The 25555-nt window shown below is 59.5% G+C and carries 21 protein-coding genes; 6 read left to right on the forward strand and 15 right to left on the reverse strand.

Annotated features, from left to right (window positions below; translation table 11 throughout):
- Positions 1-631: 631 nt before the first annotated feature.
- The 3 genes from GOB90_RS06535 to GOB90_RS06545 form a co-directional block, all read right to left on the reverse strand.
- Positions 632-1708, reverse strand: coding sequence for a glycerophosphodiester phosphodiesterase (locus GOB90_RS06535; protein WP_242011855.1), 1077 nt, complete (start codon positions 1706-1708; stop codon positions 632-634).
- Between the two features lie 103 nt (positions 1709-1811).
- Positions 1812-2390 (reverse strand): hypothetical protein, encoded by a 579-nt coding sequence (locus GOB90_RS06540; protein WP_146886155.1) that lies wholly within the window; start codon positions 2388-2390, stop codon positions 1812-1814.
- A gap of 1 nt (position 2391) precedes the next feature.
- A complete protein-coding gene (locus tag GOB90_RS06545; RefSeq protein WP_146886157.1) occupies positions 2392-3492 on the reverse strand; it encodes an AI-2E family transporter in 1101 nt (366 codons plus the stop codon).
- Between the two features lie 283 nt (positions 3493-3775).
- Between GOB90_RS06545 and GOB90_RS06550 the strand changes: the two genes are divergently transcribed.
- On the forward strand, positions 3776-4231 hold the full coding sequence (locus GOB90_RS06550) for a hypothetical protein (protein WP_146886160.1): 456 nt from the start codon (positions 3776-3778) through the stop codon (positions 4229-4231).
- A 19-nt stretch (positions 4232-4250) separates the two neighbouring features.
- Here the strand turns inward: GOB90_RS06550 and GOB90_RS06555 are convergent, their stop codons facing one another.
- The 6 genes from GOB90_RS06555 to GOB90_RS06580 all read right to left on the reverse strand — a co-directional run bounded on the left by GOB90_RS06555 (position 4251) and on the right by GOB90_RS06580 (position 13832).
- Positions 4251-6914, reverse strand: coding sequence for a TonB-dependent receptor (locus GOB90_RS06555; protein WP_242011850.1), 2664 nt, complete (start codon positions 6912-6914; stop codon positions 4251-4253).
- Positions 6915-7275: 361 nt separating this feature from the next.
- A complete protein-coding gene (locus tag GOB90_RS06560) occupies positions 7276-9858 on the reverse strand; it encodes a GAF domain-containing protein (protein WP_146886162.1) in 2583 nt (860 codons plus the stop codon).
- On the reverse strand, positions 9845-10402 hold the full coding sequence (locus tag GOB90_RS06565; protein WP_146886164.1) for a biliverdin-producing heme oxygenase: 558 nt from the start codon (positions 10400-10402) through the stop codon (positions 9845-9847). The genes GOB90_RS06560 and GOB90_RS06565 overlap by 14 nt, the downstream gene beginning before the upstream one ends.
- Before the next feature lie 101 nt (positions 10403-10503).
- Entirely contained in the window at positions 10504-10872 is a 369-nt protein-coding gene (locus tag GOB90_RS06570; protein WP_261765919.1) for a cytochrome c3 family protein, read from the reverse strand.
- Positions 10873-10892: 20 nt separating this feature from the next.
- On the reverse strand, positions 10893-11597 hold the full coding sequence (locus GOB90_RS06575) for a ferric reductase-like transmembrane domain-containing protein (RefSeq protein WP_146886166.1): 705 nt from the start codon (positions 11595-11597) through the stop codon (positions 10893-10895).
- Positions 11598-11933: 336 nt separating this feature from the next.
- Positions 11934-13832 (reverse strand): ATP-binding cassette domain-containing protein, encoded by a 1899-nt coding sequence (locus GOB90_RS06580; protein WP_146886284.1) that lies wholly within the window; start codon positions 13830-13832, stop codon positions 11934-11936.
- Between the two features lie 198 nt (positions 13833-14030).
- Between GOB90_RS06580 and ndk the strand changes: the two genes are divergently transcribed.
- The 4 genes from ndk (at position 14031) to GOB90_RS06600 (ending at position 18617) form a co-directional block, all read left to right on the forward strand.
- The gene (gene ndk / locus GOB90_RS06585; protein WP_146886168.1) at positions 14031-14453 is read left to right on the forward strand and encodes a nucleoside-diphosphate kinase; all 423 of its coding nucleotides are present in this window, start codon (positions 14031-14033) and stop codon (positions 14451-14453) included.
- Positions 14454-14682: 229 nt separating this feature from the next.
- On the forward strand, positions 14683-16215 hold the full coding sequence (locus GOB90_RS06590; protein ID WP_146886170.1) for a flippase: 1533 nt from the start codon (positions 14683-14685) through the stop codon (positions 16213-16215).
- Positions 16216-16588: 373 nt separating this feature from the next.
- Complete coding sequence (locus GOB90_RS06595) at positions 16589-17563, forward strand: hypothetical protein (RefSeq protein WP_146886172.1); 975 nt, start codon at positions 16589-16591, stop codon at positions 17561-17563.
- A 271-nt stretch (positions 17564-17834) separates the two neighbouring features.
- A complete protein-coding gene (locus GOB90_RS06600) occupies positions 17835-18617 on the forward strand; it encodes an alpha/beta fold hydrolase (protein ID WP_146886174.1) in 783 nt (260 codons plus the stop codon).
- Between the two features lie 114 nt (positions 18618-18731).
- Here GOB90_RS06600 and GOB90_RS06605 read toward each other — a convergent pair whose 3' ends face one another.
- The 6 genes from GOB90_RS06605 to GOB90_RS06630 all read right to left on the reverse strand — a co-directional run bounded on the left by GOB90_RS06605 (position 18732) and on the right by GOB90_RS06630 (position 24554).
- Entirely contained in the window at positions 18732-19424 is a 693-nt protein-coding gene (locus GOB90_RS06605; RefSeq protein ID WP_146886176.1) for a DUF3047 domain-containing protein, read from the reverse strand.
- 171 nt (positions 19425-19595) lie between these two features.
- The gene (locus GOB90_RS06610) at positions 19596-19910 is read right to left on the reverse strand and encodes an antibiotic biosynthesis monooxygenase family protein (RefSeq protein ID WP_146886179.1); all 315 of its coding nucleotides are present in this window, start codon (positions 19908-19910) and stop codon (positions 19596-19598) included.
- A gap of 60 nt (positions 19911-19970) precedes the next feature.
- Entirely contained in the window at positions 19971-21596 is a 1626-nt protein-coding gene (locus GOB90_RS06615) for an NAD-dependent malic enzyme (protein WP_146886181.1), read from the reverse strand.
- 186 nt (positions 21597-21782) lie between these two features.
- Positions 21783-22559 carry an RNA methyltransferase gene (locus GOB90_RS06620; protein WP_173571963.1) on the reverse strand — a complete coding sequence of 259 codons (777 nt, stop codon included), beginning with the start codon at positions 22557-22559 and terminating at the stop codon, positions 21783-21785.
- Positions 22556-23923: a cysteine--tRNA ligase gene (cysS, locus tag GOB90_RS06625; RefSeq protein WP_146886185.1), complete on the reverse strand. Its 1368-nt coding sequence runs from the start codon at positions 23921-23923 to the stop codon at positions 22556-22558. The genes GOB90_RS06620 and cysS overlap by 4 nt, the downstream gene beginning before the upstream one ends.
- 220 nt (positions 23924-24143) lie before the next feature.
- A complete protein-coding gene (locus GOB90_RS06630; RefSeq protein WP_146886188.1) occupies positions 24144-24554 on the reverse strand; it encodes a hypothetical protein in 411 nt (136 codons plus the stop codon).
- A 254-nt stretch (positions 24555-24808) separates the two neighbouring features.
- Between GOB90_RS06630 and alkB the strand changes: the two genes are divergently transcribed.
- Positions 24809-25480, forward strand: coding sequence for a DNA oxidative demethylase AlkB (gene alkB, locus GOB90_RS06635; protein WP_146886190.1), 672 nt, complete (start codon positions 24809-24811; stop codon positions 25478-25480).
- Positions 25481-25555 lie beyond the last annotated feature (75 nt).

Genomic DNA, 25555 nt, shown 5'->3' on the forward strand with positions numbered 1-25555 from the left:
GATCACTGTCAGGCATCGTGCCACACCGCCCTGACCCCCTCAGGCCCGAGGCCTGCCCTCACAGCGCCAGACCGAAACACCCCGGCAGAGATGCCATCGTTCCGGTCCATATCCGTTTTTTACAGACCAGCCAGGCGCCGGGAGCATTGTCCCGTTTAAAAAGCGTTTGCACAGCTTACGGACAAATACTGGCGAGCGGACAGTTTTTCGAGGCTCTGCCCGGAACTTCTCAAAAGGACGCAGTCCGTCTCAGTCTGATTATGACAGCATGAGCAAGAAAGAAATCTGTGCGATTTTCCGGTTACAGAAGAACTTCCACTCTGCTCTCTGTTCACCGGGTCAGCGAACGTCCGGATATTCATTCCGTTTACGAAACGTACTTTTCCGGAACTCTCCGGAATCCCTTACGTCCCAGAACTGAAGCAACCCCAAAGATTTCCCGCATGTCCACCAGAGACAGCTTTGCTCTGGGATCAGCACAGCAAGGGGCCCCGCCATGCCACTCCGCAGCCACCCTCAGAGCAGCCTCACCCACGAGCCCCCGGAAAACCCCGAAGCCCTCAGTCGAAACAATCCGTGACCACCCCGAAAAACATCCCGGACCATCTGGAAAAAACCACCCGGAAAAACCTCATTCATTCCCATTCAGCGCCCGCAGCCCGATCGCCGGATCGTCCGTGAAAAACCCGTCCAGCCCCATCGCCAGATACCGCCGGATCTCCGCGATCGACCCCGCCTCGTTCCGCGCATCCGGCCCCGCGTCGTTGCGAAGCTGCGCCGGCAGAAACACATTCTCCGGGCGGCAGGTATAGGAATGCACCAGCAGTCCCGCCGCATGGGCATCCCGCACCAGTGTCGTCGGTTCCAGCCACCGTCCCGCCGGATCCCGTGGGATCAGCGACGTATTTGCCGGCCCGATCGCCTCCGCATAGCGCCGGATCTCCCGCAGCGCCGCCGGTTTCATCAGGTCGCCATAGGTCGTCCGCCCGCCTTGTGCCTGAATGTCGCCCGGTACTTCACCCGGCCCGCCCGTCAGAAATATCAGCCGCGCCTTCACGCCGGCGCCTGCCAGTTTTCCACGCAGTTTCTGCAAACACCCCGTCTCGAAACACTGGATCTCCAGCGGCGCCGTCCGCGTGTAGCTGTGCGCACCGAGCACCGCCAGCACCCGGTCCTCCATCGGCAGCCCAAGCCCCGCGAAAAACGTCGGGTGTTTGATCTCCGGAATTATCCCGATCAGCCGCCCCCGTGTCGCGGATTCAGCCGCCACAAAATCAATCACTTCCTGAAGCGTCGGGATGTCGAACTGCCCGTCATAGCGTGCATTCTGCGGTCTGATCTGTGGCAGCCGCTCCCGTGCCCGCAGCGTCTTAATTTCCGCCAGCGTAAAATCCGTTGAAAACCAGCCGGTCATGTGCTGGCCATCCACCGCCAGCCTCCGGCGTCGCGAGGCAAATTCCGGATGCGCCGACACATCCGTCGTCTGCGAAATGTCCGGATCATGCCGTACGATCAGCGCGCCATCCTTCGTCGGCACCAGATCCGGCTCGATATAATCCGCGCCGTCCGCGATCGCCTTCGCATAAGCCGCCAGCGTATGCTCCGGTCGCAACGCACTGGCGCCACGATGCGCCAGCAACAGCGGTCTGGACCCGTCCAGCGTCGGCCATTTCGTCTCAGAAGCGGACGCGGCATGAGCGGAGCTCATCCCGTTCATCATGGAGGCGGTCAGGGAGACACCCGCCATCAGCCGGAGAGAAGCCCGGCGGGACACCGTGCCGCCCGCATCCTTGCTGCCCGCCGTTCCGGCGCTACCAGGTCCGAGGGTCATGTGTGGCTGCATCGTTCCTGTCATAAACCAGAGTCATACGGGCCGCCCCCGATCCCGCATAGCGGCACACGGCCTGCTGAGACGGCTGCGAAAGTGGGACGGCGCCAGGCGGCACACCTCCGGACCCGTTCCGACCCGAAGCCGTCGCGAAACCGGTCCCGGCTTTCCGGCTGCCAGCCGCAGGCGGCGGAGGCATGACAGGCAGGGCAGGGACAGGCATGCACAGATACCAGACCCGCCCGCGCGAACCGCCTTCCTCACTCACCGCAAAATTCGTGTTCGCACTCACCGGGATCGTTCCGTCCCCGCGAGGCGGCTGATAATGCAACCGCACCCGGTCAGTGGCATCGGCAAACCCCTGTAATCCACACGGTGTCAGGAAATCCGTCATATCGCCGTCACGCATCAGCGTCATATCCGGCTGTGTCTTCGAGCACCGGGTGAGAGCGGCCTTCTCGTAATCCTGACAACCGGAGAGAAATCCGGCCACTCCCAGCAGCACGGCGCCGGCAATCAGAAAGCGGAACAGGCCCGGTGAGGACAGGTAGGTCGCCACCATATTACACGCGTTCCTCATCATCCAGCTTCGGCGTCAGCCGGTCGCCAACCGCCAGAAACATCGCCGTCAGCGGCGAGGCCAGCATAAGACCCGGAAAGCCGAAGATCCCGCCAAAGAAAGTCTGGGACAACACAGTCAGACCCGGCGGCATCTGCACCGAGCGCCGCTGAATCATCGGTGCCAGCACATTACCCTCAAAAAACTGAACGACACAGTAAAGCGCCGCCACCATCGCCGTCTCGCGCAGCCCGAGCGAAAGCGCCAGCAACATGGCAGGTACCGCCCCCATGATCGCGCCGATATACGGAATGAAGTTACAGAGTGCCGCGAGAAACCCAAGGCTGAATGCCAGTGGCACCCCGATGATCCACAGCCCGACACCCGAGAGAGTGCCGACAACCGCCATATCCAGCGCCTGACCCGCCACCCAGGCCCAGAGCGTTTCGGCTGCGACCAGCATCACTTCACGGCCTTTGCCCCGCCATTTTTTGGGGACGAGCCGCAAAATCCCGTTCGCGTAAATAGCCGGTGAGGCCGCGAAATAAATGCCCGCGATCAGAACCACGGCCATCGTGCCCAGCGCACCGAATGCCGATCCGAGAAATCCCGTCATCGAACCCGCAATGCGCGAACCCAGCGACATCAGACCGCTCTGACCGCTCCCGCCCTGATTTCCACCCATTGACGCAGGCAGATAGTCCAGCAGCACCCGGCCCTGTGGCCATTCGGCGAGCTGATTCCGCAGGGCGATCGCCTGAGTGACCAGCGCGTTCTGTAGCTTGGAGGCCTGAGCCACGATATCCGATCCGCTCGTCCAGCTGATCCCGACAATGATGGCTACAAGAATCACGCAGACGAGTGCCAGCGACCACCCGTAAGGCAGTAGAAGTCTCCGATGCAGAATCCGTGCCAGGCCATGAAGAATCACGGCAAACAGCGTGGCGGCGAAAACGACCATGATCACATCGCCGATCAGCCAGATCGACAGCATCACCGCCGCGATCAGAAGTGTAAGCCGCAGCAGGGAGGCAATGCTCTGGCCGGGATCTTCAGGCGGAACGGAGGAAATATCCTGATCGGCAGGATGCGGGTCATCTGTCATAAAGTTTTATGGTGTCCGGGAAAGTTGAAACGAAAACGGAAAGGCTTACGCGGCCATCCCTGTCACGCTCTGACGATCTACAGCACCTAAACCCCACGGCATAATTTTTCCAGGCAGGATCGGAAAGCCTGGTTCGGTATCACCGATTCGTCTTTGTCCGTGCCCCCGGCTCCCGCACCATTCGGTTCCGGACAATAACATTTCGTTACGGTTCTTATCTCGGCGTGCCGCGTGCTACCCCCCACACTATAACAGAAGACACTGGTTCCCGAAGAGGACGTGAATGCGCCGAAAGACTTCAGCCTGCCTCCTGGCAGCATCTCTCATTGTTCTCTCCGCCTGTGAAAAACCCGATCCGGATACCTGCGAAAAAAAGCACGGACAGTCGATGATGGGGCGCGTCGGACACGGCCTTGGCACGCTCGGCGGCATGGCTGGCGGTATGGGCGGTGGCGGGGTGGGGCAGGGCGTCGGCATGGGGATGCGCGGCCTCTCCACCCTCGCCGGCCTGGCGGATGGAGAGGGCGGCGGCATGGGTGGTGGTGGAATGGGCGGCGGCGGTCCCGGCGGCAGTATGGGGAGCGGGATGAATGGCGGCCAGCCCGACAACGACCGGAACCGGATGGACGATGTCTCTCCTTGTGGCAGGACGCAAAAGCATACAAGCCGCGTTCTCCCGGATCACGCTCCCGATGAGGAAGTCGATCCCTCGCAGATCCGCTTCAGCGAAGGGCAATGATCTCCCAAAGAGCGTGTTTTCAGAACTCCGTGCTGATCGTTCCGAAATACTCCCGCACCGCCCCGCGCTCCAGGGACTGATAATCACCGCTCACCGGAAATCCATTCTGGCCCATCATCGAAATGTATTTCGAGTTGAACAGATTATAGACATTGAATGCGACCATCACATTCTTCATCGCCCACACATCGCCCAGTGAGTATCGCGCTCCGGCATTGGCCAGCCAGTAAGACGGCACATAGGTGTCGTTGACGATGCTGTAAGGCCGCTTCGAATAGTAATTCACATCGAAACTGGCATTGAAACGCCGCCAAGTGTAATTTGCCGACGCCTTGTACATGACCTGCGGGTAGCCCGTCATTTTCGCGCCGCGCACGTTATGAAAAACCCCCTCACCATCCATGATGCTGACATTCGAGCCATACGTCATGTGGTTGTAGCTGACGGAATTGAACAGCGAGAGCCCGCGCATGATCCCCTGTGTAAAAGGCCGGACCGTCACACTCGCGTCCATGCCGTACATGGTCGCCCTGCGGGTATCGATTACCGACGTTTCCGGATCGTTCAGCGATCCCACTGAGGCCGAAATCAACCGGTGAGAAATATCTGCGTGATACGCATCGACCGAGAACATCACCGGCCGGGATGTGTAGCGATAGCCAACCAGATAAATCCAGTCCCGCTCGGGCCGGGCTTCCCGCCGCACGCTGTCAAAAAGCTGCTGGCTGGTCACATCCGATCCCGCCGGACTCGATACCGCCCAGGGCGATGTGCCGCCAGCACTCGCGCCACCGGTCGGCAACACACCGTAAGGGCGCATGTTCTCGGCAATGTCGAAATAGAACTCATGATTCGGAAGGAACCGCCAGCTCGCGTTGATATGCGGCAGAAACGCCGCCGCGGCCGTCATCGATCCGTTCGGCAGAGAGCCGTTATAGGTCGGCAGCGTCCCGTCATAACTCTGAGTGTTCGTGAACTGCGCGCCACCCGATGTCGTCTGGATCATCGACTTAAAGCCAAACAGAACCGACAGATTATTCAGTGGCTTCCATGTGTCCATCACATGATACTGAAACGTGTTCGTGTTCCACTGAAACCCGTAATTCTCCGCGATGGCCTTTCCATAGGTCGTGTAAGGACCGATGGCTTTCAAAGGCGTCCCTTCTCCGAGAACCGGCTCATTGAACCAGTATTGCGATTCCGCCTGGTTATTGTTCTCGAACCACGCACCAGTATGAATGGTGTGGTTTCCGATATGGTATTCAAACGCCGTGTTAAATCCGAAACGCTCCTGGCGCGGCGTCCAGACCTCTTCCGAGAGCGGCGCGCCAGTCGTTGACGGGACATACGGATCGCCATAGCTCATATAGGTCGTATCGCTGTGACCGTAGAACGTGGTCAGCCATCGTAACCGGCGGGTCAGTTCCAGGTCGAAATTCAGACCGCCGATATAATCCACTGTCCGCTGACCGCCATCATAATAGGCAACATCCGCCTGCTCGCTGGTGTTTTCCCAGCCTGCGGGAAGCTTGTTCGGCCCGCTCAGCGCCAGCGGCTTGCCCGTCAGCGGATTGATCGTGCCCGCGCCGCCCCCGCAGGAATTGCCTGCAAATCCCAGAGTGTCATTGCCGTTACAGACCCAGTTCCATTGCGCCGCCGCATAGGCCGCGCGGTAATTCGGATAAAAAGATTCCGTGCGCCACCCGAGTGTGTTCAGAATATCCTGAGATTTATCGGCATAGTTCCAGACCTGAGCATCGCTCCAGTTGAAGAACGCCGTCATCTTGCTGTTCTCGCCGATCGGCTGGACCAGTTTCGCGTCTGTCTGCTGCATGAAATCCGGACTGGAAGAATCGTATTTCTTCTCATAACTCCGGGCATAATCGACAAAGAACTTTGTGCCGGTCGAATTCAGCACGCCACTGTCAACACGCACATATGTGCGCTTCATCGCGTAGCTGCCAAACCCCTGCAGAACCTTTCCGCCAAATTTATCTTTCGGATCGGTCGTGGAAAACTGCATGGTGCCACCAAGATTGGTGTTCGACGGCAGATCCACCGCCCCCGCTCCCTGCGACACGTTGCTGTGGTCAATGTCATCTGAGATGACAGCGTTGTTGACGTTCAGGCCGTTGAGGTTGCCGTAGCTCTGATCGTTCAGCGGAATACCGTCCAGCGTGACGCCGATCGTATCCATAAAGAAACCACGCAGATAAATGCTGGCTCCGTAATTATCGATCCCGAGCGCATCGGATGCGCTGAAGTTCACCCCCGGAACCTGACTCAGCATCCGCAGCACATTCGTGCCGGAAACCATGCGGTCGACAACTTCACGCCCGACCCGCACTTCGGCATTGCGCTGCACATTGCGCCGGGCACTGACAGCAACAGCTTCCGCGTTCCCCGACTGCAACCCGGTGCGCGATGGAGGGGCGGCTTTTTTACTGCCTCCGGGCTTCAGAGCCGCGTGTGCCCGGCTGGTGCCGGAAGCGCCTGAACCGCGTCCGATGTGATCGGATTCCGGTGTGCGGCTATCGGCGCTGCCACCACAGAGCATAAAACTTCCAAGGAGCGTTGCCGAACCGAGGAGAAAACGCCGCCCGCTCGGGCTGAAGGCAGATCGTGTGCGGCCCGCACGGGCAGGGCGGCGCCCGTTTGATTTTCCCGGGCAAACTCTCGACAAGCCGGTCACTCCTGAGGATAGCCCGCCATACGATGCGCGGGAAGCGGAAAAGGGACGCGCTTTATTGAATCTGTGATAAAAGGATGCAACAGATTGGAGAGTTACATTTTTATGTAAATGATACTTCGCCGGTCGTTGTGCTTTTTCTGCATCACACGTCGGTGTATATCCTGATTATTCTTTCGATTAAGAAACGACGTAAAATTATATATAACACACATCAGATATTGTTTGATTATGTCTAATTTATACGAATAAACTAAGAATAACGCCTGATATTATTTATATATTCCTGTTCGGGTAGTCTTTGTCAGACCCGGATAACGGAACAGAACTGACCGGCAGCCGATGAGGCCAGCCATTATCTGCTCCCGCGTATAAGCCGCGATAAAGCCGCCGTCATCCGGTCCATCTGATAGGGCTTCAGGATAACCGGAATGTCCTCAAACGCTTCCGGAATGACGGACCGGTCCGTATAGCCGGTCGCAAACAGGAATGGCACATGCCGCTCCCGCAACATCCGTGCGATTTCGAACGAAGTTTCATCGCCCAGACTTACATCCAGTAATGCCACGTCAGGACAATGCGCGAGAAGATACCCGGAAGCCTCACGGCAGGACCCGCAGACGAATACGTCGCCCGCACCCTGGTCCAGCAGCACATCTTCAATCTCCATCGCGATCAGAATCTGATCCTCAGCCACCAGGATGGTGGCTCCCTGTAATCCGGCAGCAGATTGTTTTTCACGATCATCAGGTGCGGAGGCGGCCAGGGCGGTCACCGGTTTCCCCTGGCCGTGCCCGTTAGGGGACGAAACAAATAGTGACGGGACAGACAGGAGAGTTTTTAGGGTGGTCGCACTAACTTCGCGTGTTACACGCCCGGCCAGTTCATGCTGCAGCAGGCGCTCGACTGGCAGAGCGCTCGGAAGCGGCGCATCGGATGTTTCCGTGCCAAAGGGTATGTTTTCGCGCCATGAAATGATCAGATTTTTACCATCAGGTGAATAGCCCCAGGAGACGTCCGAAGTGTCTCTCCCCTCCGATAATGCGCTCCGCCTCGCCATATCCCGGATTATTTCGTGGAATGTCAGAGCTATCACGGATATGGCGCGACCCGTCAGCCTGATTTCCGGGCCGGAAACCGTAATCGGGATGTTTCCGTTGCAGGCCCCTGCCTGAATCTCGACCAGCTTATGCAGGGAAACACCTTTATTGTGACGAGAGGCCTCATCATGCGCGAGTGATAAGGCGCTGATCCGCCCTCTCATTCGCTCGAACGCCGCGCTGTTTTCCTGTTCGTTGTCCGTGTCGGAGGCGCGCATCAGTGACTGCACGACGGCAAGGATATTTTTGACCCTGTGGCTGAGTTCTTCATTCAGAAGGATGCGCTGCGCATCCGCTTCCGCGCGTTCCTGCAACTGTTGCAGATGATAATTACCGGTGACCTCGATCAGCGCCGAACGGAGCAGCCGGGCCGCCTCCATATCATCCTCTGTCCAGACAGCGCTGTGCTCGCGCACCTGTTCCTTCCAGATTTCAAAGCTCTTGCGTGGAGTCAGGCGACTCCCGTGCGGTCCGTGAGTATAGGTCTTGTTCGGGTCTCCGCCCCAGTGGAGCGTGTGAATAACCTCGCGGCGGAACAGAAAAAGATAATCCGCCGGTTGCGGGGAGATGGGAATGACCATCACCCCGGCAACGTCCGGGAGCATCGCCGCTCCGAACGGAAGATCGCCCGCGACATGAGCGCTGTCCCATATCCGCGATTCCGCCTGCGCAGTTATGTTCGTGACAAGCCGCATTATGATATCATCCGCCGGAACCAGACCGTACCCGGCCCACGCGCCCCCGATCCAAACGCCGATCCCGTCACATGGCGCCAGATCCGCGAGATCCCTGATACGTCCGCGAACATAAGCCGGAAAATCATCGACCGATGAGGTGTCCCGCAGAAAACTGTCAAGAAGCCTGTGTGTCTGCTGTGTCAGACGCAGCCGGTTCGAGCGAAGAAGCGCGACAATTTTCAGCGAGACAAATTCACCGGCAATCTTGGCCTGAGCGCGTTCATCCAGTCTCAGCATGCGCGGGGTATAATGATGAAAAGCAATCAGTCCCCATAACTGACCATCGACAATCAGCGAAATCGACATCGAGGCCCGCACACCCATATTCGTCAGATATTCACAGTGAATTGGTGAAACACTGCGAAGCTGCGCGAACGACATATCCAGCGGCGCCAGTCCCGGAGCCTGTTCCAGCGGCACGGGGGTATAGGTTGCATCGCCGATCAGACGCAGCAACGACTTGTGGTAAAGCTCCCGGGCCTGTGCCGGAATATCGCCACTCGGAAAATGCTGACCGAGAAAGCTTTCAAGTTCCGGAGCTTTTGCCTCGGCGACGACTTTGCCCGACCAGTCCGGATCGAAACGATAAACCATCACCCGGTCATATCCGAATGCGTCGCGCATATGTCGCGCACAGGTCTGAACGAGCCTGTCGATATCCATGACATCCCGCAGCGTGTCGATCATCATCCGAAGCCGGGAAATCGCATGTCCGGTCTGCGCGGCCAGGGGCGCGGACTCACATTCAATAACGATTTCGTCACCGGACATGTGCACGGACACGTCCTTTGACACGCCTGTCCGCAGTTCCAGCCCGAACAGAAAAGCCGGACGGCGACCTCCCGGAGCCATTTTGCGTGCCGCCAGAATCTCCCGCGTCTGACTTTCGCCAAAACACGCTGCCAGCGTCATGCCGAAAAACGGCCCGATATTTTGCGGCATCGCCAGACAGGCAGCCGCATTCGCGGAAAACCGTTTCAGCCGATGATCATTATCGGAAAATGTCAGCAGACAACCCTGCGGCTGGATACTCGCGGGAACATGAATAGGTTCCCGGTCGCAACTCGTCAGATCAGCACGGCCAAACTCAACCGGCTTCATGGCCTGCTCCGCTCATCGCGATAAACGCAAGCCTGAATGCCTCCCGTGCAGCCTGACCTGCTGAATCCACATCAAATTCGGCGGGCTCATCCAGGCGCTCTGTAAATGTTCGCCAGGTTCCGGGGGCGGCTATCTGCGCCGCCAGATGCCTTGCCCCGAACGTGCCGCTAAGACCGAGCACTCCGGCCCGACGGACCAGGACACGGGCACCCAGCGCCGATCCTTCGAGAACATAAAGCAGCCCCGCAAGCCCGGCCGGCCCGCCGGGAACGGGCATGACCGGACAGGGCGCCATTCTTTCTCCCAGATCGGCCAGATCCGCCGCCATTTGAGGCGATACCTCGGCCGGCTGCCATCCCCGCAGAAAAGCCGGCCATTCAGCCGCCCCGACGGCCCGTTCTGCAGCCACGCGAAAGGCGGATATGCCTGACAGATAACGCCGGTATCCCGTTAACGAATCAAGCGGCCCGATCAGATGATCCAGCCGCTCGTGATCGTCCCGCGTCAGCATGCGAAGTGTCAGTCTGCGGGACTCGCCGGTCATTCCGCCCCGCAACAAACTGCGCCGTACACAAACGCTCCTTGTCAGTTAAAACGCCATCGGCTGATAAGTCAGATAACGGTATCATGATACGGGTTTTCCGGTCAGTAAAGATGGCCATGTGCCCGGATGTCCGCTTTGTGAGCATGACATGCCCGACATTCATGCACCGGTCCGGCAGACCTGTCTTCACCCTGCTGTTTCAGATGACACCCGATGCAGAATGCGTGGAACTGATCCCGGATGACCGGTGCGACCTCCGGTGTTTCCTTGTGGCAGGCAATGCACGTCCTGTGCGTGGCCGGTGTTGAGACCGGGGTCAGAAAATCATGATGGCAGGTCATGCAGCTAAAACCGCCATGAGCATGATGGTGAAAGACCAGCGGAATATCCTGTCCTTTCGCCAGCGTCATGCGGTGTGCGACCAGCATGATGCCAAAGAGCAGTGCAATACCTGCCGCGGTGAAAAACACGGGGAGCAGACGTCTCCTGTTCATCGACGCCAGAACAGGAAAGCTGCTGTTTCCGACACAATCATGCATAGCATGATGCCAGCCAGAACCGCAGCCATCGGGCTCATATCGCGTCGCCGTTTTCGCCCCGGATGAACCGCTGAACGGGCGAGCAGCCAGCGCTCCGCAGACGGCAACAGGGCCGCTGTCACCGCTACACCAACGCAAAGTTCTCTCTGCCAGGACTGCACAAGATGCACCTGCGTGCCCACAAGATGCACAGCCGAGCCTGCCAGCACGGCAACCGCCAGCATTGCATGGGAAATCCGGAAAATGCCCGACGTGGCATAGAACCGACGCCAGACCCTGCGGAAAGCCAGTCCTCCCGTGACCACCGCCAGCACAGCCGCCACCGCTCCCGTCTGCATCGCGATCGCCCCCGACGGCCACAGATCGTATAACGTCTGAGGATCGGTAAAGATAATCAGACCAATGTGGAACGTAAGACACCCGATAAACAGCGCGGCGATCCACCGGTGCAGCGACAGAAAAAATTTCCCGTCGAAAAAGGGCAGGGGTAACGGACGGCCCGTCAGCGTAAAAAGCATCAGCAGAAAAAAGAACGCCCCGCAGCCGGCAGCCATGGCGACATCCCACGACAGAGACAGATGCAGGTCGTCCCGCGCCAGCCAGAAGCCAAGCAGGAAAACGCTATAGGCACAAAGCACCGGAAGACACAGGAGCATACAAAAAGACTGGCTTTCGTATCGCTGCGTGGCAGGGTAATTTTATTGCAGAACAGCAATATATTCTCTTAGAGAACCCGTCAATTTTATGACGCATCGCTCTGTGCTGACACGCCTGCAGAAATAAGACCTGCAATTTTCATAAAAAATTTAAGGCGATGGCGCACTTCCATGAAAAATCAGGCAGGTTTGTCAGCCCCTCTCAGCACAGGCCCGGATTTCTGAGCGATGCACAGTCAGCGCCGGAGAAAAACCAGATTCTCCCCGAACACTGACCAGCCATGTCCCTGCCTTTTGAGAGATGAACGAAAGCCGGCCCCGTAGCTCCGCCGGCCGTCACTCGTTTCCGCCGGCCTCTTCCAGATCACCCTGAGCCGCGAACCAGTCGGCCTCCGCCTTTTCTTCGTCCTTCCGCAACGCCGCCAGCTTCGTCGTCAGCCGCGTCACCTCATCCGCGCCGCCGTCCACATACAGACCGGGATCTGCCAGCTTTGCCTCCAGAGTCGCACACTCCACACCCAGCTTCGTAACCCGTGTCTCGGCATCCTTTACCCGCTTGCGCAGCGGTGCCAGCGCCTTGCGCGCCTGAGCCCGTTCCCGGCGATCCTCCTTCCGACCCGCCGGCGATCCCTCGACCTGTTTCCCACTCGCCACCCGCGCCGCCGCCCGCGACTGCTCGATCAGCCAGGTCCGGTATTCCGCCATGTCGCCGTCAAACGGCGCAACCTTCCCATCCCCGACCAGCCATAGCCGATCCGCCACCATCTCCACCAGATGCGGATCATGGCTGATGAGCAGCACGGCCCCCTGAAACTCAGCCAGCGCGCGGACCAGCGCATCCTTCGCGTCCAGATCGAGATGGTTCGTCGGCTCATCAAGAATCAGAAGCTGCGGCGCATCCCGCGTCGCCAGCGCCAGCAGCAGCCGCGCCTTCTCTCCACCCGAAAGCTGCGACACCTGCGTCTCCGCCTTCGACGCATTCAGCCCGAACCGCGCAAGCTGCGAGCGCACTTCCGTCGGCGCCGCTTGCGGCAGCGCCCGCGCCATGTGCGAGATCGGCGTCTCGCTCATGACCAGTTCTTCCGCCTGGTGCTGCGCGAAATACCCGACCTTCAGCCGCGAGCTGCGGGCAATCGTGCCCGACATCGGCTCAAGCCGCCCGGCCACCAGCTTGGCGAACGTCGATTTACCGTTGCCGTTCGCGCCCAGCAGCGCGATCCGGTCTTCCATATCCAGTCGCAGAGACAGACCGGACAGGATCACCCGGTCGCCATACCCCGCCGTCACCTGCTCCATCGTCAGCATCGGAGGCGGCAGTTCCTGCGGCTCCGGAAAAGCGAACTGCGTCGGCGTGTCCTCGACCACGCTTTCGATCACCGGCAGCTTCTCCAGCGCCTTGATCCGCGCCTGCGCCTGCCGCGCCTTTGTCGCCTGCGCCCGGAAGCGATCCACGAAGGACTGCATGTGCGCTCGCCGCGCCGCGATCTTCTCCGCCGCCCGCGCCTGCTGAAGCGCCTGCTCGGTACGGATACGGATGAACTCCTCATACCCGCCCGGCGTCAGCGACAGCTTGCCCCGGTCCAGATGCGCGATCGCATCCACACAGGAATCGAGCAGCCCGCGATCATGGCTGACAATCAGCGCGGCGCCTGAAAACCGCGACAGCCACCCCTCAAGCCACAGCGTCGCCTCCAGATCGAGATGGTTCGTCGGCTCATCGAGCAGCAGCAGATCCGGCTCCAGAAACAACGCCGTCGCCAGAGACACACGCATCCTCCAGCCGCCCGAAAAGTCCGAGACGGGCCGCAACTGCGCCGCCGCGTCGAAGCCCAGCCCGGCCAGAACGCTTCCCGCCCGTGCCGGGGCGCTGTCCGCGTCGATCGCGCCCAGCCGCTCGTGAATCTCCGCGATCCGCTGCGGGTCCGTCGCCATATCCGCCTCGGCCAGCAGCGAAGCCCGCTCGGTGTCTCCCGCCAGAACCGTGTCGATCAGCGATGTCGGACCGGACGGCGCCTCCTGTTTCACCCGCCCCATTCGCGCCCGCGAGGACAGGCGGATCTCACCGCCATCCGGCTGGATATCCCCGGCAATCGCGGCCAGCAGCGTCGATTTTCCGGCGCCGTTGCGCCCGACAAGCCCCACCTTGCGCCCCGGCTCGATCGAGAGGTTCGCCTGGTCCAGCAGCGTGCGGCCGGCAATGCGAAGGGTCAGGTCGGTGATGACAAGAAGGCTCACGGAAGTCTCACTACAGATCGTCTCGGATGAGGATGCGCCGGAACAGGACCGGCCATCGTCGTCACGCCATAGCATCCGCATGCGTAAAGCCCTACCCGTCACAGCGATAATGCTCTAGATGAGCGCTGCCCGCGGATCGTCATGTTCCGCGACCCGTCCCGGCATGGCCCGGGCAGAAACGAGAATGAGGAGCCGACCATGGCTGTTGAACGCACACTTTCCATCATCAAGCCGGACGCGACGCGCCGTAACCTGACCGGCAAGATCAATGCCGTATTCGAAGATAACGGCCTGCGCATCGTCGCTCAGAAGCGCGCGCAGCTCAGCCCTGCCCAGGCCGGCGCGTTCTACGCCGTGCACATGGAGCGTCCGTTCTACGGTGATCTCGTCTCCTTCATGACCTCCGGCCCGGTCGTCATCCAGGTGCTCGAAGGCGAGAACGCCGTCGCGAAGAACCGCGAAGTCATGGGCGCCACCGATCCGAAAAAGGCCGATGCCGGCACCATTCGCGCTCAGTTCGCCGAGAGCATCGAAGCAAACTCCGTGCATGGTTCCGACAGCGCTGAGAATGCCGCCAATGAAATCCGCTTCTTCTTCGCCGAGACGGAAATCCTTCCGTAAGACGAAGAAAGCGGGCAGGGGAGGCGGCCTGGTCCGCCTTTCCATTTCGGTTTCCGAGAGCGTATTTTCTGGCCCGGCGTTCTGAAGCGGTTTTACCCGATGCGGTAACAACTATGTGAAGAAGAGCGTCTGGCGGGATAACCTGTTGCCACAAAAATGCAGGTGGTCACCCGTTGCGTCTGAGCTTCCTGCCCCGGATGCAGCCGTCGCCAGCAGGATCTGATCGTTCATGACGTCCTCTGTCCGGCCTGGCGCCGTCAAACCCCGTCACATCCTGTCCAACACGGGCTGGAATATCCTCGGGCGGGTCGCGCCCGTGTTCGTGGCCCTCCTGGTCACGCCAAAACTGATCCATCTGATGGGCCTGTCCCGCTGGGGTCTCTTCACGATTGCCCTCAGCCTCGTCGGCAGCTTCGGTATCTTCGATCTCGGCCTCGGCCGCGCCCTGACACGGGCCATCGCGGATGGCGTGAGCAACGATGCCGACGAAAAGCAGATAGCCGACCTCTCGCTGACCGGAACCGTCACCCTCGGCATCATCGGTTTCATCGGTGGCCTGATCGCCGCCGTCGCCGTTCAGATCTGGGTCAGTCACGGTCTCAAAATCCCCGAGGAACTGAAATGGGAGACCAGGCTCTCCCTGTGGGTGCTCTGTGCAACCGGCCCGCTGCTCCTGATCAACGCCGCCATGTGGGGGATCATGTCGGCTTATCAGGCGTTCCGAACCGTCAGTCTCGTCAGCGTCCCGATTTCGGTCATGTACTACCTCGGGCCGCTGATCATGCTGCTGTTCTGGAACAGTCTCATCGGGGTGATGCTTTCGCTCGCCGTGTGCCGTCTGTGGATGACCGTGGCGTATCTGCGGATCTGTCTGAACCTGATGCCCGCCCTGAGAACCGCCCGTATCCGGCCTGTGCTGCTGAAGCCGCTGCTCCGTATCGGCGGCTGGATGACCATCTCCAATCTCGCCTATCCCATCCTCATCTATTTTGATCGTTTCGTGATCGCCAGTGTCGTATCGGTGGCCGCAACGGCCTTTTATACGACGCCGCTGGATGTCGTCAGCCGCTTCGCGATCCTGACAAACGCCGTCGCGGGCTCGGCCTTCCCCGCGTTCTCATCCTCCTGGCGAAACAATATTCCTGAAACAGTCGAGCTTTTCCGCACCAGTCTGCTCGTCATGACCGCACTTATGTTTCCGGTCTGTTTCTGGTCGGCGCTGTTCAGCCATGCCTTTCTGGTCTTCTGGATCGATCCTCTTTTCGCCGTGAACAGCACTCTGATCATGAAACTGCTCTGTCTCGGCGTGTTCGCCGGCGCGCTCGACACCATCTGTGCCGGGTTCCTCGACGCGATCGGTCGCCCGGACACCAGCGCGAGACTGTCGCTGGGCGAACTCTGCGTTTATCTCCCGATCCTGTTTCTGTGCGTGAAAAATTTCGGCATTGTCGGCGCCGCTGCCGTGTGGGCTCTTCGCTGCCTTATCGATGTCAATATTCGTATGGCGATCTGTCTCACGCTCTACAAACCGCTTCGTCAGGGCGTCATCAGCGCACTGCCGGTGATCGCTGCCGCTTTCCTGTGTATGGGAGCCGCGCTCTTCAATTTTCCGATGCTGATTACCCTGCCGGCCGCACTCATCGTCCCGCTGCTGCTTTGCGCGTTGCTCTGGTGCGCCTGCATGAACACGCATGAGCGTAAGGCCTTTAAAGCGGTCCTGGCCAGACTGACAGCCAGAGTCTCCCGCTCGCGCCCGGCCTGATCGTCACTCTGCCCGGCTGTCTGCTCCAGGCCGCCACACGGTAAAGGGGATTCTCTTTCAGGGTAATCCGTCATCGCCGGCCGGGAAGGCGCGGGCAGCCTCATTCACAAAGCGATAACGGGGCAGGCGCGGGCAAAAGACCGGATCTTCGCCCGCGAAGAAAGCAAATCCCCGGTTTTGTCGAAATCGCTTCCGCTCGCCTTTGCCCGTCGCGCGAAGTCCTTCACAATATGATCTTCGGAAAAGTCTCATCATGCTGCTGTCGGGTCATCAGACCCGCCCTCCTGAGATGGCATGACAAGTTTATTTGCGAAAGACTCTCATTTGCAATAAGAAACTGACCAGGCGTCATTCCGCAGGAGCGGCAGCAATTATGACCAGAGCAACCGAATTCAACACCGACTGGCACCTTGAGCGGTCCTGGCCGGCAAACATCCTCACCTACCGGGACCCGGCCAGACCCTTTATCGGGCAGATCAACAGGCTGGTCGCACGGTTCCGTTGCGTGCAGTTCCTGTGCGAACATGATGAGCCGGCGCAGAAACTGACGGAACTGCGCAACGCTCTCGCCTTTCATGTCGTCAAAATGTCCCGCTGGTGGAATTTCGATTTCTGCCCGCGCGGCGTTCTCGAAATCCGGGCGCCACTCTTTCTCAGCTATGTGAGAGCCCATCTCGAACGCTCGCTCGAAGATGAAACGCTTTATGACGTGTTCACGCTGCAGCGACACATGCGGGCAGGAGACCGCGACCATGTCGTCATCCTCGGGCAAGATAAAACATGTGACGGAGAAACAGTGTTCTACGGCGTGGACGGGAAAAGACGGTTCCGCTTCGGATCGGAAGATAGTCGTGGCACCGTTGTGTGGGACGACTCTTCTTATGCGGATTTCCCCGGATTATGGCTTGCCGCGCGCAGCGACGCAGCCCGCATCGCAAACGACCCCGTATCAGGACGGGATCTGAACCTGGCGCAGGCCGAGCACCGGCAGAGCAGTTTCTGGCATCAGCAGTATTTCCATGCCGCCTGCGAACAGAACACCGTCCAGAGATACATCGAGGCCCGCGCGCAGCTTAACGGACATCAGAGCGCGTTCGGACGCATCGAGAGCGAGTCGATCATCAATTGCCTGGCATTCCGGATCGTGCGGCTGGCCGTTCATTCACACCGCCCCGTGAGCGAACTTCTGAACGGACAGGGCCAGACCCGCATGGAACGCTGTGCCGCCGTCATGGTGGAACGCCGCGCGCGAACTCACGTTTTCACCTGCGCTGACGAGACACAACAGGCCGCGCTGATGGCGATTGTCGATCGTCTCGAAAATTACCGCCCGCGCCAGTGCTTCTGAAAAGGAGCGATATCTTTAATTGTGCGGAACCAGGACATAAAATCATCATCTTCCGGAATCCGGCAGCAGCAGGATAAAAACAGTCCCGACAAAATAATCCCGGTCGGGCCAGTTAAGGGCGGAACCGGATGATCGCACGGGCGTCTAAAATGCGGTTGCCACCGTTTCCAGGAAAATTGCCGCATGCCTCAGCCATATTCACAGACAGTCAGAGACGCCACCTCGCTCGCCTCATCGCTGGTCCGATGAAAACTCTCCGGGAATTCGGAGTATGATAACAAGACGATCCTTTGCGGGTATCCTGACCACCAGCGCGGCAGCGGCCGTCACTCTCGTTGCTTCCGCAAAAGCGAGAGCAGCCACCGCCCGTCCTCAGGCGCGAAATGTTGTGCTGGTGCATGGTCTGTTCGCGGATGGCTCCTCGTGGCTGGATGTCATCGCGCGTCTCCAGGTAAAAGGATTCAACGTCACTTCGGTTCAGAATCCACTGACCACATTACCGGAAGCTGTTGCCGCCGCGCGTGTTGCGCTCGACCGGCAGAACGGCCCGACCGTCTTCGTCGGACATTCATTCGCAGGCACGATTGTGAGTGAGGCAGGCCTGCATCCGAATGTTTCTGCTCTTGTGTATGTCGCCGCGCGGGCGCCGGATGCGGGAGAAGATTATGCGGCTCTGGCAAAAAGATTCCCGAAACCGCCTGCATCCGCGGGCATTATTTTCGATGGTGATGAAGGACGTCTCAGTGAAGCGGCCTTTCTCCGTGACTTTGCCGGAGACCTGCCAGATGTCCGGGCCAGACAACTATATGCAGTGCAGGAACCATTTCATAAGGCATTGCTGACGGGCAGAACAACGCAGGCGGCATGGCGTTTCAGGCCCTGCTTTTACGCTGTTTCAACCGAGGACCGCACGATTAATCCCGACCTGGAACGCTTCATGGCGAAACGAATGAGCGCAAAAACGATTGAACTGAAATCAGGTCATCTCTCACTGATTTCACATCCCGACGAGATCACAAACCTCATCATAAAAGCAACGGAGACGCCTGCCTGAACCGTAACCCGGAAAACGGCAGCCCCGATCCCATAAAGCGACCGTCACGTCATCCCACGCTGTAACACCGCAGGCCGCTTCCCGCCGTAATGGTTTTCGCTGTCCCGTCTTCAGTCAGACAGCAACGATCCGCTCAGGTAAGGGGCCACCAATCGCCGTGCGGTAATCAGAACCAACCGGACGCAGCTCATCCTGCCATTGTCCCGGTTTCTCGTTACCGCTTCTGGCAATCCAGTGGGTTTCCCGATCGCACCACCATGGCAGCGGGCAGGCGAAATGATAACCGGCCGGGAGCTTTTTGCTCCACAGACAGCTCAGATCACGACCGTTATCGAACCGCACCGCCACACTGATATAATCGTGGGTCAGAGCGAGATCTTCCGGAAGTTCGGAAGGCAGTTTTTCAACCAGCCATGACCAGGACAGGCGGGTTTTTTCATTGAGCGGAATATCGACCGGCGTTTCGAGGATGCAGCAGTCACCATCATGCGTCTCCACGGTAATATCGGTGCCAGACCCGGAGAAGATCGTGACCTCTCCGAAAATATCCATGAATGACCAGTGTTCAGGCGGCTGAATGCGGGTCTCAGGGGCACCTGTAAGTCGTACCGAGACACCAATTCCGCCTTCACAGGGGTCTCGCGGTCCGGGCAGAACAGCCTCGTCCATACCGGCCCACAGGGAGAACGCTTTGGTGAAGGCCTCAACCTCTCCATCCGCCCATGCACTAAATACCGTTTCTTTTTCGAAGATAATTTCCTGTTGCGACCACTGCTCGTGACGGCTCGGTTCGAGCCCCCGCAACATTGCCTGTCCTTCCGGCAGCGGCCATAGCGCCGATGCGCATCCCTGGCCGCTAACAGGTTCCCGCCTTACCCGTCTGCCAGATGAACATCCCAACCGGGGAACCGCCCCTGCCGGCACCCGCTATAGTCTGCAAACGACATCACAGTCTTCTGAAAAACCGGAACCGCCACCTTAAAGCGTGACGTTCTGGAGCACCTCAAAGCCTTCAAAAACCGGCGGCCCCGCTGTCAGGGCACGTCCTTTTCCGGCACCGGCATGGGCAGCGCGGAACTGCTCGGACTGCGTCCAGTCCAGAAAAGCCTCGTAAGACTCCCAGACCGTATGGGAGGCATAAAGCCTGTAATCTTCATGCGCAGGCCCTTTCAGAAACTGAAAGGATACGAAACCCGGCACTGTCTTGAGCAGAACATCGCGATCAAGCCATCTGCGACAGAACGCTTCCTCATTCTCCGGCTGCACCCGAAAGCGATTCATTGCGATATACATTGGTATTATTCCTTTATTTCGCCAGACATTTTTTCAGCAGATAACAAACGAAACCCGGCTTCAGTAATCCGGATTATAGGTCAGCGTTTCAATCCACGCCCGGATATCTTCAGGCCGCTCAACACCGGACATGCCATGATCAAAAATAAACTCCGCCAGACGTACCGCTGAAGTTACAGCCACTTCAATGATATGGGCCTGCGGCGGAAACAGCCGCCCGCGCTCCAGAGCCACGGCATCCACCTGGTCCGCCAGCGCGTGAGCCGCCTCGATAATCAGTTCATCCGTAACGATTTTCGGTCGTGTCGCGTAAATCGCCAGCCCCAGCGCCGAGAAAATGTAAAAATTATTCGCCTGTCCCGGATAGAACGTCCTGCCGTTCAGCTCCACGTTCGGGAACTGCTGCCCCCCCGCAAACAGCGCCCGACCGTCGGACCACTGATAGGCCTGCTCGGCGGTACATTCCGCATTCGTCAGAGGTAATGACAAAGAGAAGATAACCGGCCGCTCGTTCAGCCGGGCCATCTCCTCGATCACAGCCTGATTAAACGCCTCGCCGGATGTCGAAACACCGACCAGGACCGACGCGTTCACCCGACGGATCGTCTTCAGCAAGTCCGTGGAAGGCTCAGCCGGATGGGCAAACCGCTTCTGCTCTTCAGAAAGATCCGTGCGCGACGGTTCGATCAGTCCGTTCACATCCAGAAGCGTGATGCGGGCACAGGCTTCTTCCTCACTCAGCCCTTCGGTCTTCATGGCCGTGACAAGAAGATCGGAAATCCCCAGACCGGAAGAACCGGCGCCAAGAAAGACAAAGCGCTGTTCAGAAAGTTTCTCGTTTTTTACCTTCAGAGCCGTAATCAGCCCCGCCAGTGTCACCGCTGCCGTGCCCTGAATGTCGTCGTTATAACACAATACCCGGTCACGATATTTCGCGAGATAGCGCAGCGCGTCCGTGCCCTTCCAGTCCTCGAAATGCAGACAGCATCCCGGAAAGACCTCCTGAACCGCCGTGACAAACTCCTCGACAAATGCATCAAGTTCTTCAACGGAGGGCGGCTCATGGCGCAGTCCGAGATAGAGCGGATCGGCCCGCAGCGCCGCATTCGTCGTGCCGATATCAAGCTGAACCGGCAGAAGCGAGCAGGGAGGGACCGAACCGCATACTGTATAAAGTTGCAGCTTCCCGATCGGGATGCCCATCCCGTTGACCCCGATATCGCCAAGACCAAGAATGCGCCCGCCGGTTGTCACGCAGATCGTCCGGACGTCCTTTTCAGGCCAGTTCCGCAGAACCTCGGCAATCCGCCCCTTCATCTCCAGCGTGATGTACATCCCGCGAGGCCGGCGATACAGATGGCTGAACATCTTGCAGGCCTGCGCCAGTGTCGGCGCATAGATGACAGGCACGAACGTCGCCGGATCTGAGCGCAGCACCTTGTAGAAAAGCGTCTCATTCCGGTCGACCAGCGAATTCAGATAGATGTAGCGCTCCAGATCGTTCGGCTTCGCCTCAAGATGCCGGAAAATACGCTCCATCTGACGTTCCAGTGTCTCAACACCGGGCGGCAGGAGTCCTTCCAGCCCATAAGCCTTGCGCTCTTCCTCCGAAAAGGCCGTGCCGTGATTGAGTTCGGCGTCGTTCAGCAACGCCATGCCACGTAAGGAAGGTTTTTGCGAAGACATCAGCAACGGACTCCTGGTTCTTCCCGCGAAAACAGATCCGCGGGCGCCATTATTATGGAAGTTTCCATTGTTGTAGGTCGGTTTGGAGGCCGTGCGAAGCCATCTTGCCGCGCGATACCAGCCGCGGCGTTCAACAATTACCCGAAAATCGTGAGCATGGCGGCCCGGATAGCCGGGCCCCGGGCCTTAACCCTGCCGCAGCTTCCGCCCGCGTGACAGCTCCGTCACCACCCCGTGCAGCGTCCGCAACTCCTGCTCCGTCACTTCGCCGCGCGTGAAAAAATGCCACAGATTCCGCACCATGCCCGGCTTTTTCTCTTCATTGCGAAGGAAGCCACACTCATCCAGATCCGCGATCAGATGACGCATGAAATTCTCAAGCTCGCCTTTCGTCGCGACATGCGTCTCGTTGGTCATCAATTCGCGGGGAAGGGTCCCATCCTCCGTCAGCCACCATTCATAGGCCATGATCATCACGGCCTGAGCCAGATTCAGCGACATGAAGCCCGGATTCAGCGGATAGCGAATCAGCGCGTCCGCCCGCGCCATGTCCTCATTGTCCAGCCCGGTCCGCTCCGGACCGAACAGCAGCCCGACCTTCAGCCCCCGCCGCGTCGCCGCGCGCAGTTCCTCTGCCCCGCCCCGCGCCGTCAGAACCGTCTTGACGATATGACGCGGCCGGGGACAGGTCGCATACACATGATGCAGGTCCGCCACCGCGTCATCCACGGTGTCGAAAACCTCAACAGCCTCAAGAATCCGGTCCGCGCCGGAGGCCGTCCTCCACGCCCGGTCCTGCGGCCACCCGTCACGCGGTGCAACAAGCCGCATGTGAAACAGCCCGCCATTGGCCATCGCCCGCGCCGTCGTGCCGATATTCTCCGCCATCTGCGGCCGCACCAGAATGACGACCGGACTGTTCCCGATCGGCTCCAGCGGCGCCCCCCCGTCCTTGCCGGTCACGCCCGCCTCCAAGTCGTGCCGGTGGGGCCATCCTCTAAAATGATACCCTCTTCGGCGAGAGTTTTTCTAATTTCGTCGGCTCGGGCGAAGTCTTTTGCTTTGCGGGCAGTCAGGCGCTCGGCGATAAGGGCTTCAATTTCGACTTCAGGAAGATCATTGGAGCCAGAGACAAGCGTCTTAAACCAGCTTTGTACGGGAGTATGCAGAAGGCCGATCATATTGCCTGCGGCCATCAAATCCTCGGCGGCTTCTATGTCACCCGTAAGAGCTTTTGTTGCCATTTTGTGCATTTCAGCAATAGCCTGAGGTGTATTTAAATCATCGCAAAGCGATTCAAGAAAAATAGCTGGAGGAGGGCGATTAGGGGGACCTGAAAATTTTGCAGCCTGGAGAGCCCGGTAAAAGCGATCAAGAGTTTTGCGTGATTCGTTCAGTCCGGTCCATGTGAAATTAAGTAAAGAACGGTAATGCGCGCTCATTAACTGGAGACGCAAGACTTCTGCGGGAACGCGTTTCAATACATCGGAAAGCGTGTGGAAATTACCGAGCGATTTCGACATCTTCTCGCCCTCGACGAGAAGCATCGCATTGTGCAGCCAGTAATTGGCGAATTTACCGTTGGGGAAGCAGCACAGACTCTGCGCCCGCTCATTCTCATGATGCGGAAACAGCAGATCCGTCCCGCCGCCATGAATGTCGAAGCTCTCGCCCAGATAGCGATGCGCCATCGCCGAGCACTCAATGTGCCAGCCAGGCCGTCCGCGTCCCCAGGGTGAGACCCAGCCCGGCTGCTCCGGCGTGGACGGCTTCCACAGCACAAAATCCCCCGGATCGCGTTTGTAAGGCGCCACTTCCACCCGCGCCCCGGCCACCAGTTCGTCCGGATCACGCCCCGACAACGCGCCATAGGAGGCAAACGACGTCACGGAAAAGAGCACATGCCCCTCCGCCACATAAGCATGGCCCTGCCTGATCAGGCGGTCGATCATCGCCTGCATCTCGCCGATATTATGCGTTGCCCGTGGCTCGATGTCCGGCCGGATCATGTTCATCGCCGCCAGACCCGCATGAAATTCCGCCGTCGTCCGCTCCGTCAGATGGCCAATGTCCTCGCCATTCGCCTTCGCCCGCGCCGTGATCTTGTCATCAACATCGGTGATGTTTCGCACAAACGTCACGCGCGGATACAGCCGGCGCAGCAGCCGGATGAGCAGATCCGCCGTCAGCATCGCCCGCAGATTGCCAATATGCGGCACATCGTAAACGGTGGGACCGCAGTAATAGACGCGCACATGCCCCGGATCGAGCGGTTCGAAGGGGACAGTGGCCCGCCGCTGGCTGTCATGGAGCTGAAACTGGCTCATCGTATGCGGTTCTCTATGCTCTTTCCGGGTGACAACAGGGCTCGCGCCCGCGACCCCGGATCATACCTGAACAACAGCAAAAATGCCCCTGACCGAAATCAGAGGCCCGCCATTGCAGCCCGCCCGGAAACCGCGCCTGCGTGGATGCCCCGCCAGGCGCACGAACGCAACACCCGCCGGGCCGGAAATCAGCCGGCCCGAAACCCGTATCGCGGCCTGCTCAGCGTGGCGCCACCCAGCCATTGCCCGTGGAATCACCCAGCGTGCCCGTCCCGTTCGGCCCGGTATCCTGATAGGACGAGCCAAAGCGCGACAGATCCGCCCCTGTGACGGAATCGCGCCTGATATGTTCCTCATGCTCCGGGTCCGCCCCATGTTCGATGTCCATCGAGGGGGCTTCCTGATAGCCGGGCGGCAGCGAACGGCGCCCTTTTACGCGCAGATGCTCATGCTGATGGGACTGAATACCCTTCGTCGCCGCGCTGCCATCCTGCTGCGTCGGATCGCCGGACGTCATTTCCGCACCGGCCAGCGGATCGCCGGGGTCCGCAAACGCCATCCCGGCCAGCGGCCCGGATAACAGTGCGACGGCCAGAACGGCAACGGCGCTGAAACGGGGGAAAGCAACCATCAGAACCACTCTCTAATGCATGGAACGCCTCCGGAAGAGGCGAAAATCAGCCAGTGGAACGATCCGTCACACAGGGCTGTTGTTTCAGTAGCGGTTAGTTTTACACAGCAGCCACAGAAAAAACAGGCTATTCCGGTCTGCCGCGCGAGGGTCACATATTCCGCGCGGGGCAGCCTTTCACGGACTGCATCCGTCCCCATATGGTGTCCGGTGCCCACGGTAAAGAGGTCCGCAGTAAAGTAGGGAGGAGCGCCATGACCGCCGATCTGTTCGACCTTCCTCAGGCCCGCCCGGTCTCCCGCGCTCCCGCGCCGCCCGTCTCTCTCGCGGAGGGCGCCGTCCTCCTGCCCGGTCTGGCCCTGTCCGACGCGCCCGCGCTGCTCGCCGCGATTCACGCCATCGCCCTCATCACGCCCTTTAGCCGCATGGAAACCCCCGGCGGCCGCCTCATGTCCGTCGCCATGACCGCCTGCGGCGAATACGGCTGGTGTTCGGACCGAAACGGCTATCGCTACACAACTACATCTCCCCTGACCGGCGAGCCCTGGCTCCCCATCCCCGACATCTTTGTCACCGTCGTCCGCCGCGCCACCGCAGCCGCCGGTTATCCGGAGCCACCCCTGCAATCCTGCCTCATCAACCGCTACGAACCCGGAGCCCGTCTCTCCCTGCATCAGGATCGCGACGAAGACGCTCCTCATATGCCCATCGTCTCCATCTCCCTCGGGGTCGCCGCGATCTTCCTCTGGGGCGGGCTGCATCGCAGCGATCCGGTCCGCCGCCTTCGTCTGACGCACGGCGACGTCGTCGTCTGGGGCGGCCCGTCCCGCTTCGTCTTTCACGGCATCGCACCGCTCGCCCGCTCATCCCATCCCAATACCGGCGACTGCCGCTTCAACCTCACATTCCGGCAGATACGGGCTTAACATTCACCGTCCCGGACCCCGTCCCGCCGCCAGGAAACAGACCTGACCGGCGCCGGTGCCGGGTCTCTTTGCATT

Origin of the sequence: Acetobacter oeni, assembly GCF_011516825.1 — a bacterium.
GTDB classification, from domain to species: Bacteria; Pseudomonadota; Alphaproteobacteria; order Acetobacterales; family Acetobacteraceae; genus Acetobacter; species Acetobacter oeni.

Excerpts from the sequence above, each read along its gene's own strand:
- GOB90_RS06550 (WP_146886160.1), top strand. The coding sequence starts at position 3,776 with ATGCGCCGAAAGACTTCAGCCTGCCTCCTGGCAGCATCTCTCATTGTT.
- GOB90_RS06605 (WP_146886176.1), bottom strand. The coding sequence starts at position 19,424 with ATGTTGCGGGGGCTCGAACCGAGCCGTCACGAGCAGTGGTCGCAACAG.
- GOB90_RS06590 (WP_146886170.1), top strand. The coding sequence starts at position 14,683 with ATGACGTCCTCTGTCCGGCCTGGCGCCGTCAAACCCCGTCACATCCTG.
- GOB90_RS06595 (WP_146886172.1), top strand. The coding sequence starts at position 16,589 with ATGACCAGAGCAACCGAATTCAACACCGACTGGCACCTTGAGCGGTCC.
- GOB90_RS06630 (WP_146886188.1), bottom strand. The coding sequence starts at position 24,554 with ATGGTTGCTTTCCCCCGTTTCAGCGCCGTTGCCGTTCTGGCCGTCGCA.
- GOB90_RS06565 (WP_146886164.1), bottom strand. The coding sequence starts at position 10,402 with ATGACCGGCGAGTCCCGCAGACTGACACTTCGCATGCTGACGCGGGAC.
- GOB90_RS06545 (WP_146886157.1), bottom strand. The coding sequence starts at position 3,492 with ATGACAGATGACCCGCATCCTGCCGATCAGGATATTTCCTCCGTTCCG.
- cysS (WP_146886185.1), bottom strand. The coding sequence starts at position 23,923 with ATGAGCCAGTTTCAGCTCCATGACAGCCAGCGGCGGGCCACTGTCCCC.
- ndk (WP_146886168.1), top strand. The coding sequence starts at position 14,031 with ATGGCTGTTGAACGCACACTTTCCATCATCAAGCCGGACGCGACGCGC.
- GOB90_RS06535 (WP_242011855.1), bottom strand. The coding sequence starts at position 1,708 with ATGAGCTCCGCTCATGCCGCGTCCGCTTCTGAGACGAAATGGCCGACG.
- alkB (WP_146886190.1), top strand. The coding sequence starts at position 24,809 with ATGACCGCCGATCTGTTCGACCTTCCTCAGGCCCGCCCGGTCTCCCGC.
- GOB90_RS06560 (WP_146886162.1), bottom strand. The coding sequence starts at position 9,858 with ATGAAGCCGGTTGAGTTTGGCCGTGCTGATCTGACGAGTTGCGACCGG.
- GOB90_RS06610 (WP_146886179.1), bottom strand. The coding sequence starts at position 19,910 with ATGTATATCGCAATGAATCGCTTTCGGGTGCAGCCGGAGAATGAGGAA.
- GOB90_RS06540 (WP_146886155.1), bottom strand. The coding sequence starts at position 2,390 with ATGGTGGCGACCTACCTGTCCTCACCGGGCCTGTTCCGCTTTCTGATT.
- GOB90_RS06575 (WP_146886166.1), bottom strand. The coding sequence starts at position 11,597 with ATGCTCCTGTGTCTTCCGGTGCTTTGTGCCTATAGCGTTTTCCTGCTT.
- GOB90_RS06600 (WP_146886174.1), top strand. The coding sequence starts at position 17,835 with ATGATAACAAGACGATCCTTTGCGGGTATCCTGACCACCAGCGCGGCA.
- GOB90_RS06615 (WP_146886181.1), bottom strand. The coding sequence starts at position 21,596 with ATGTCTTCGCAAAAACCTTCCTTACGTGGCATGGCGTTGCTGAACGAC.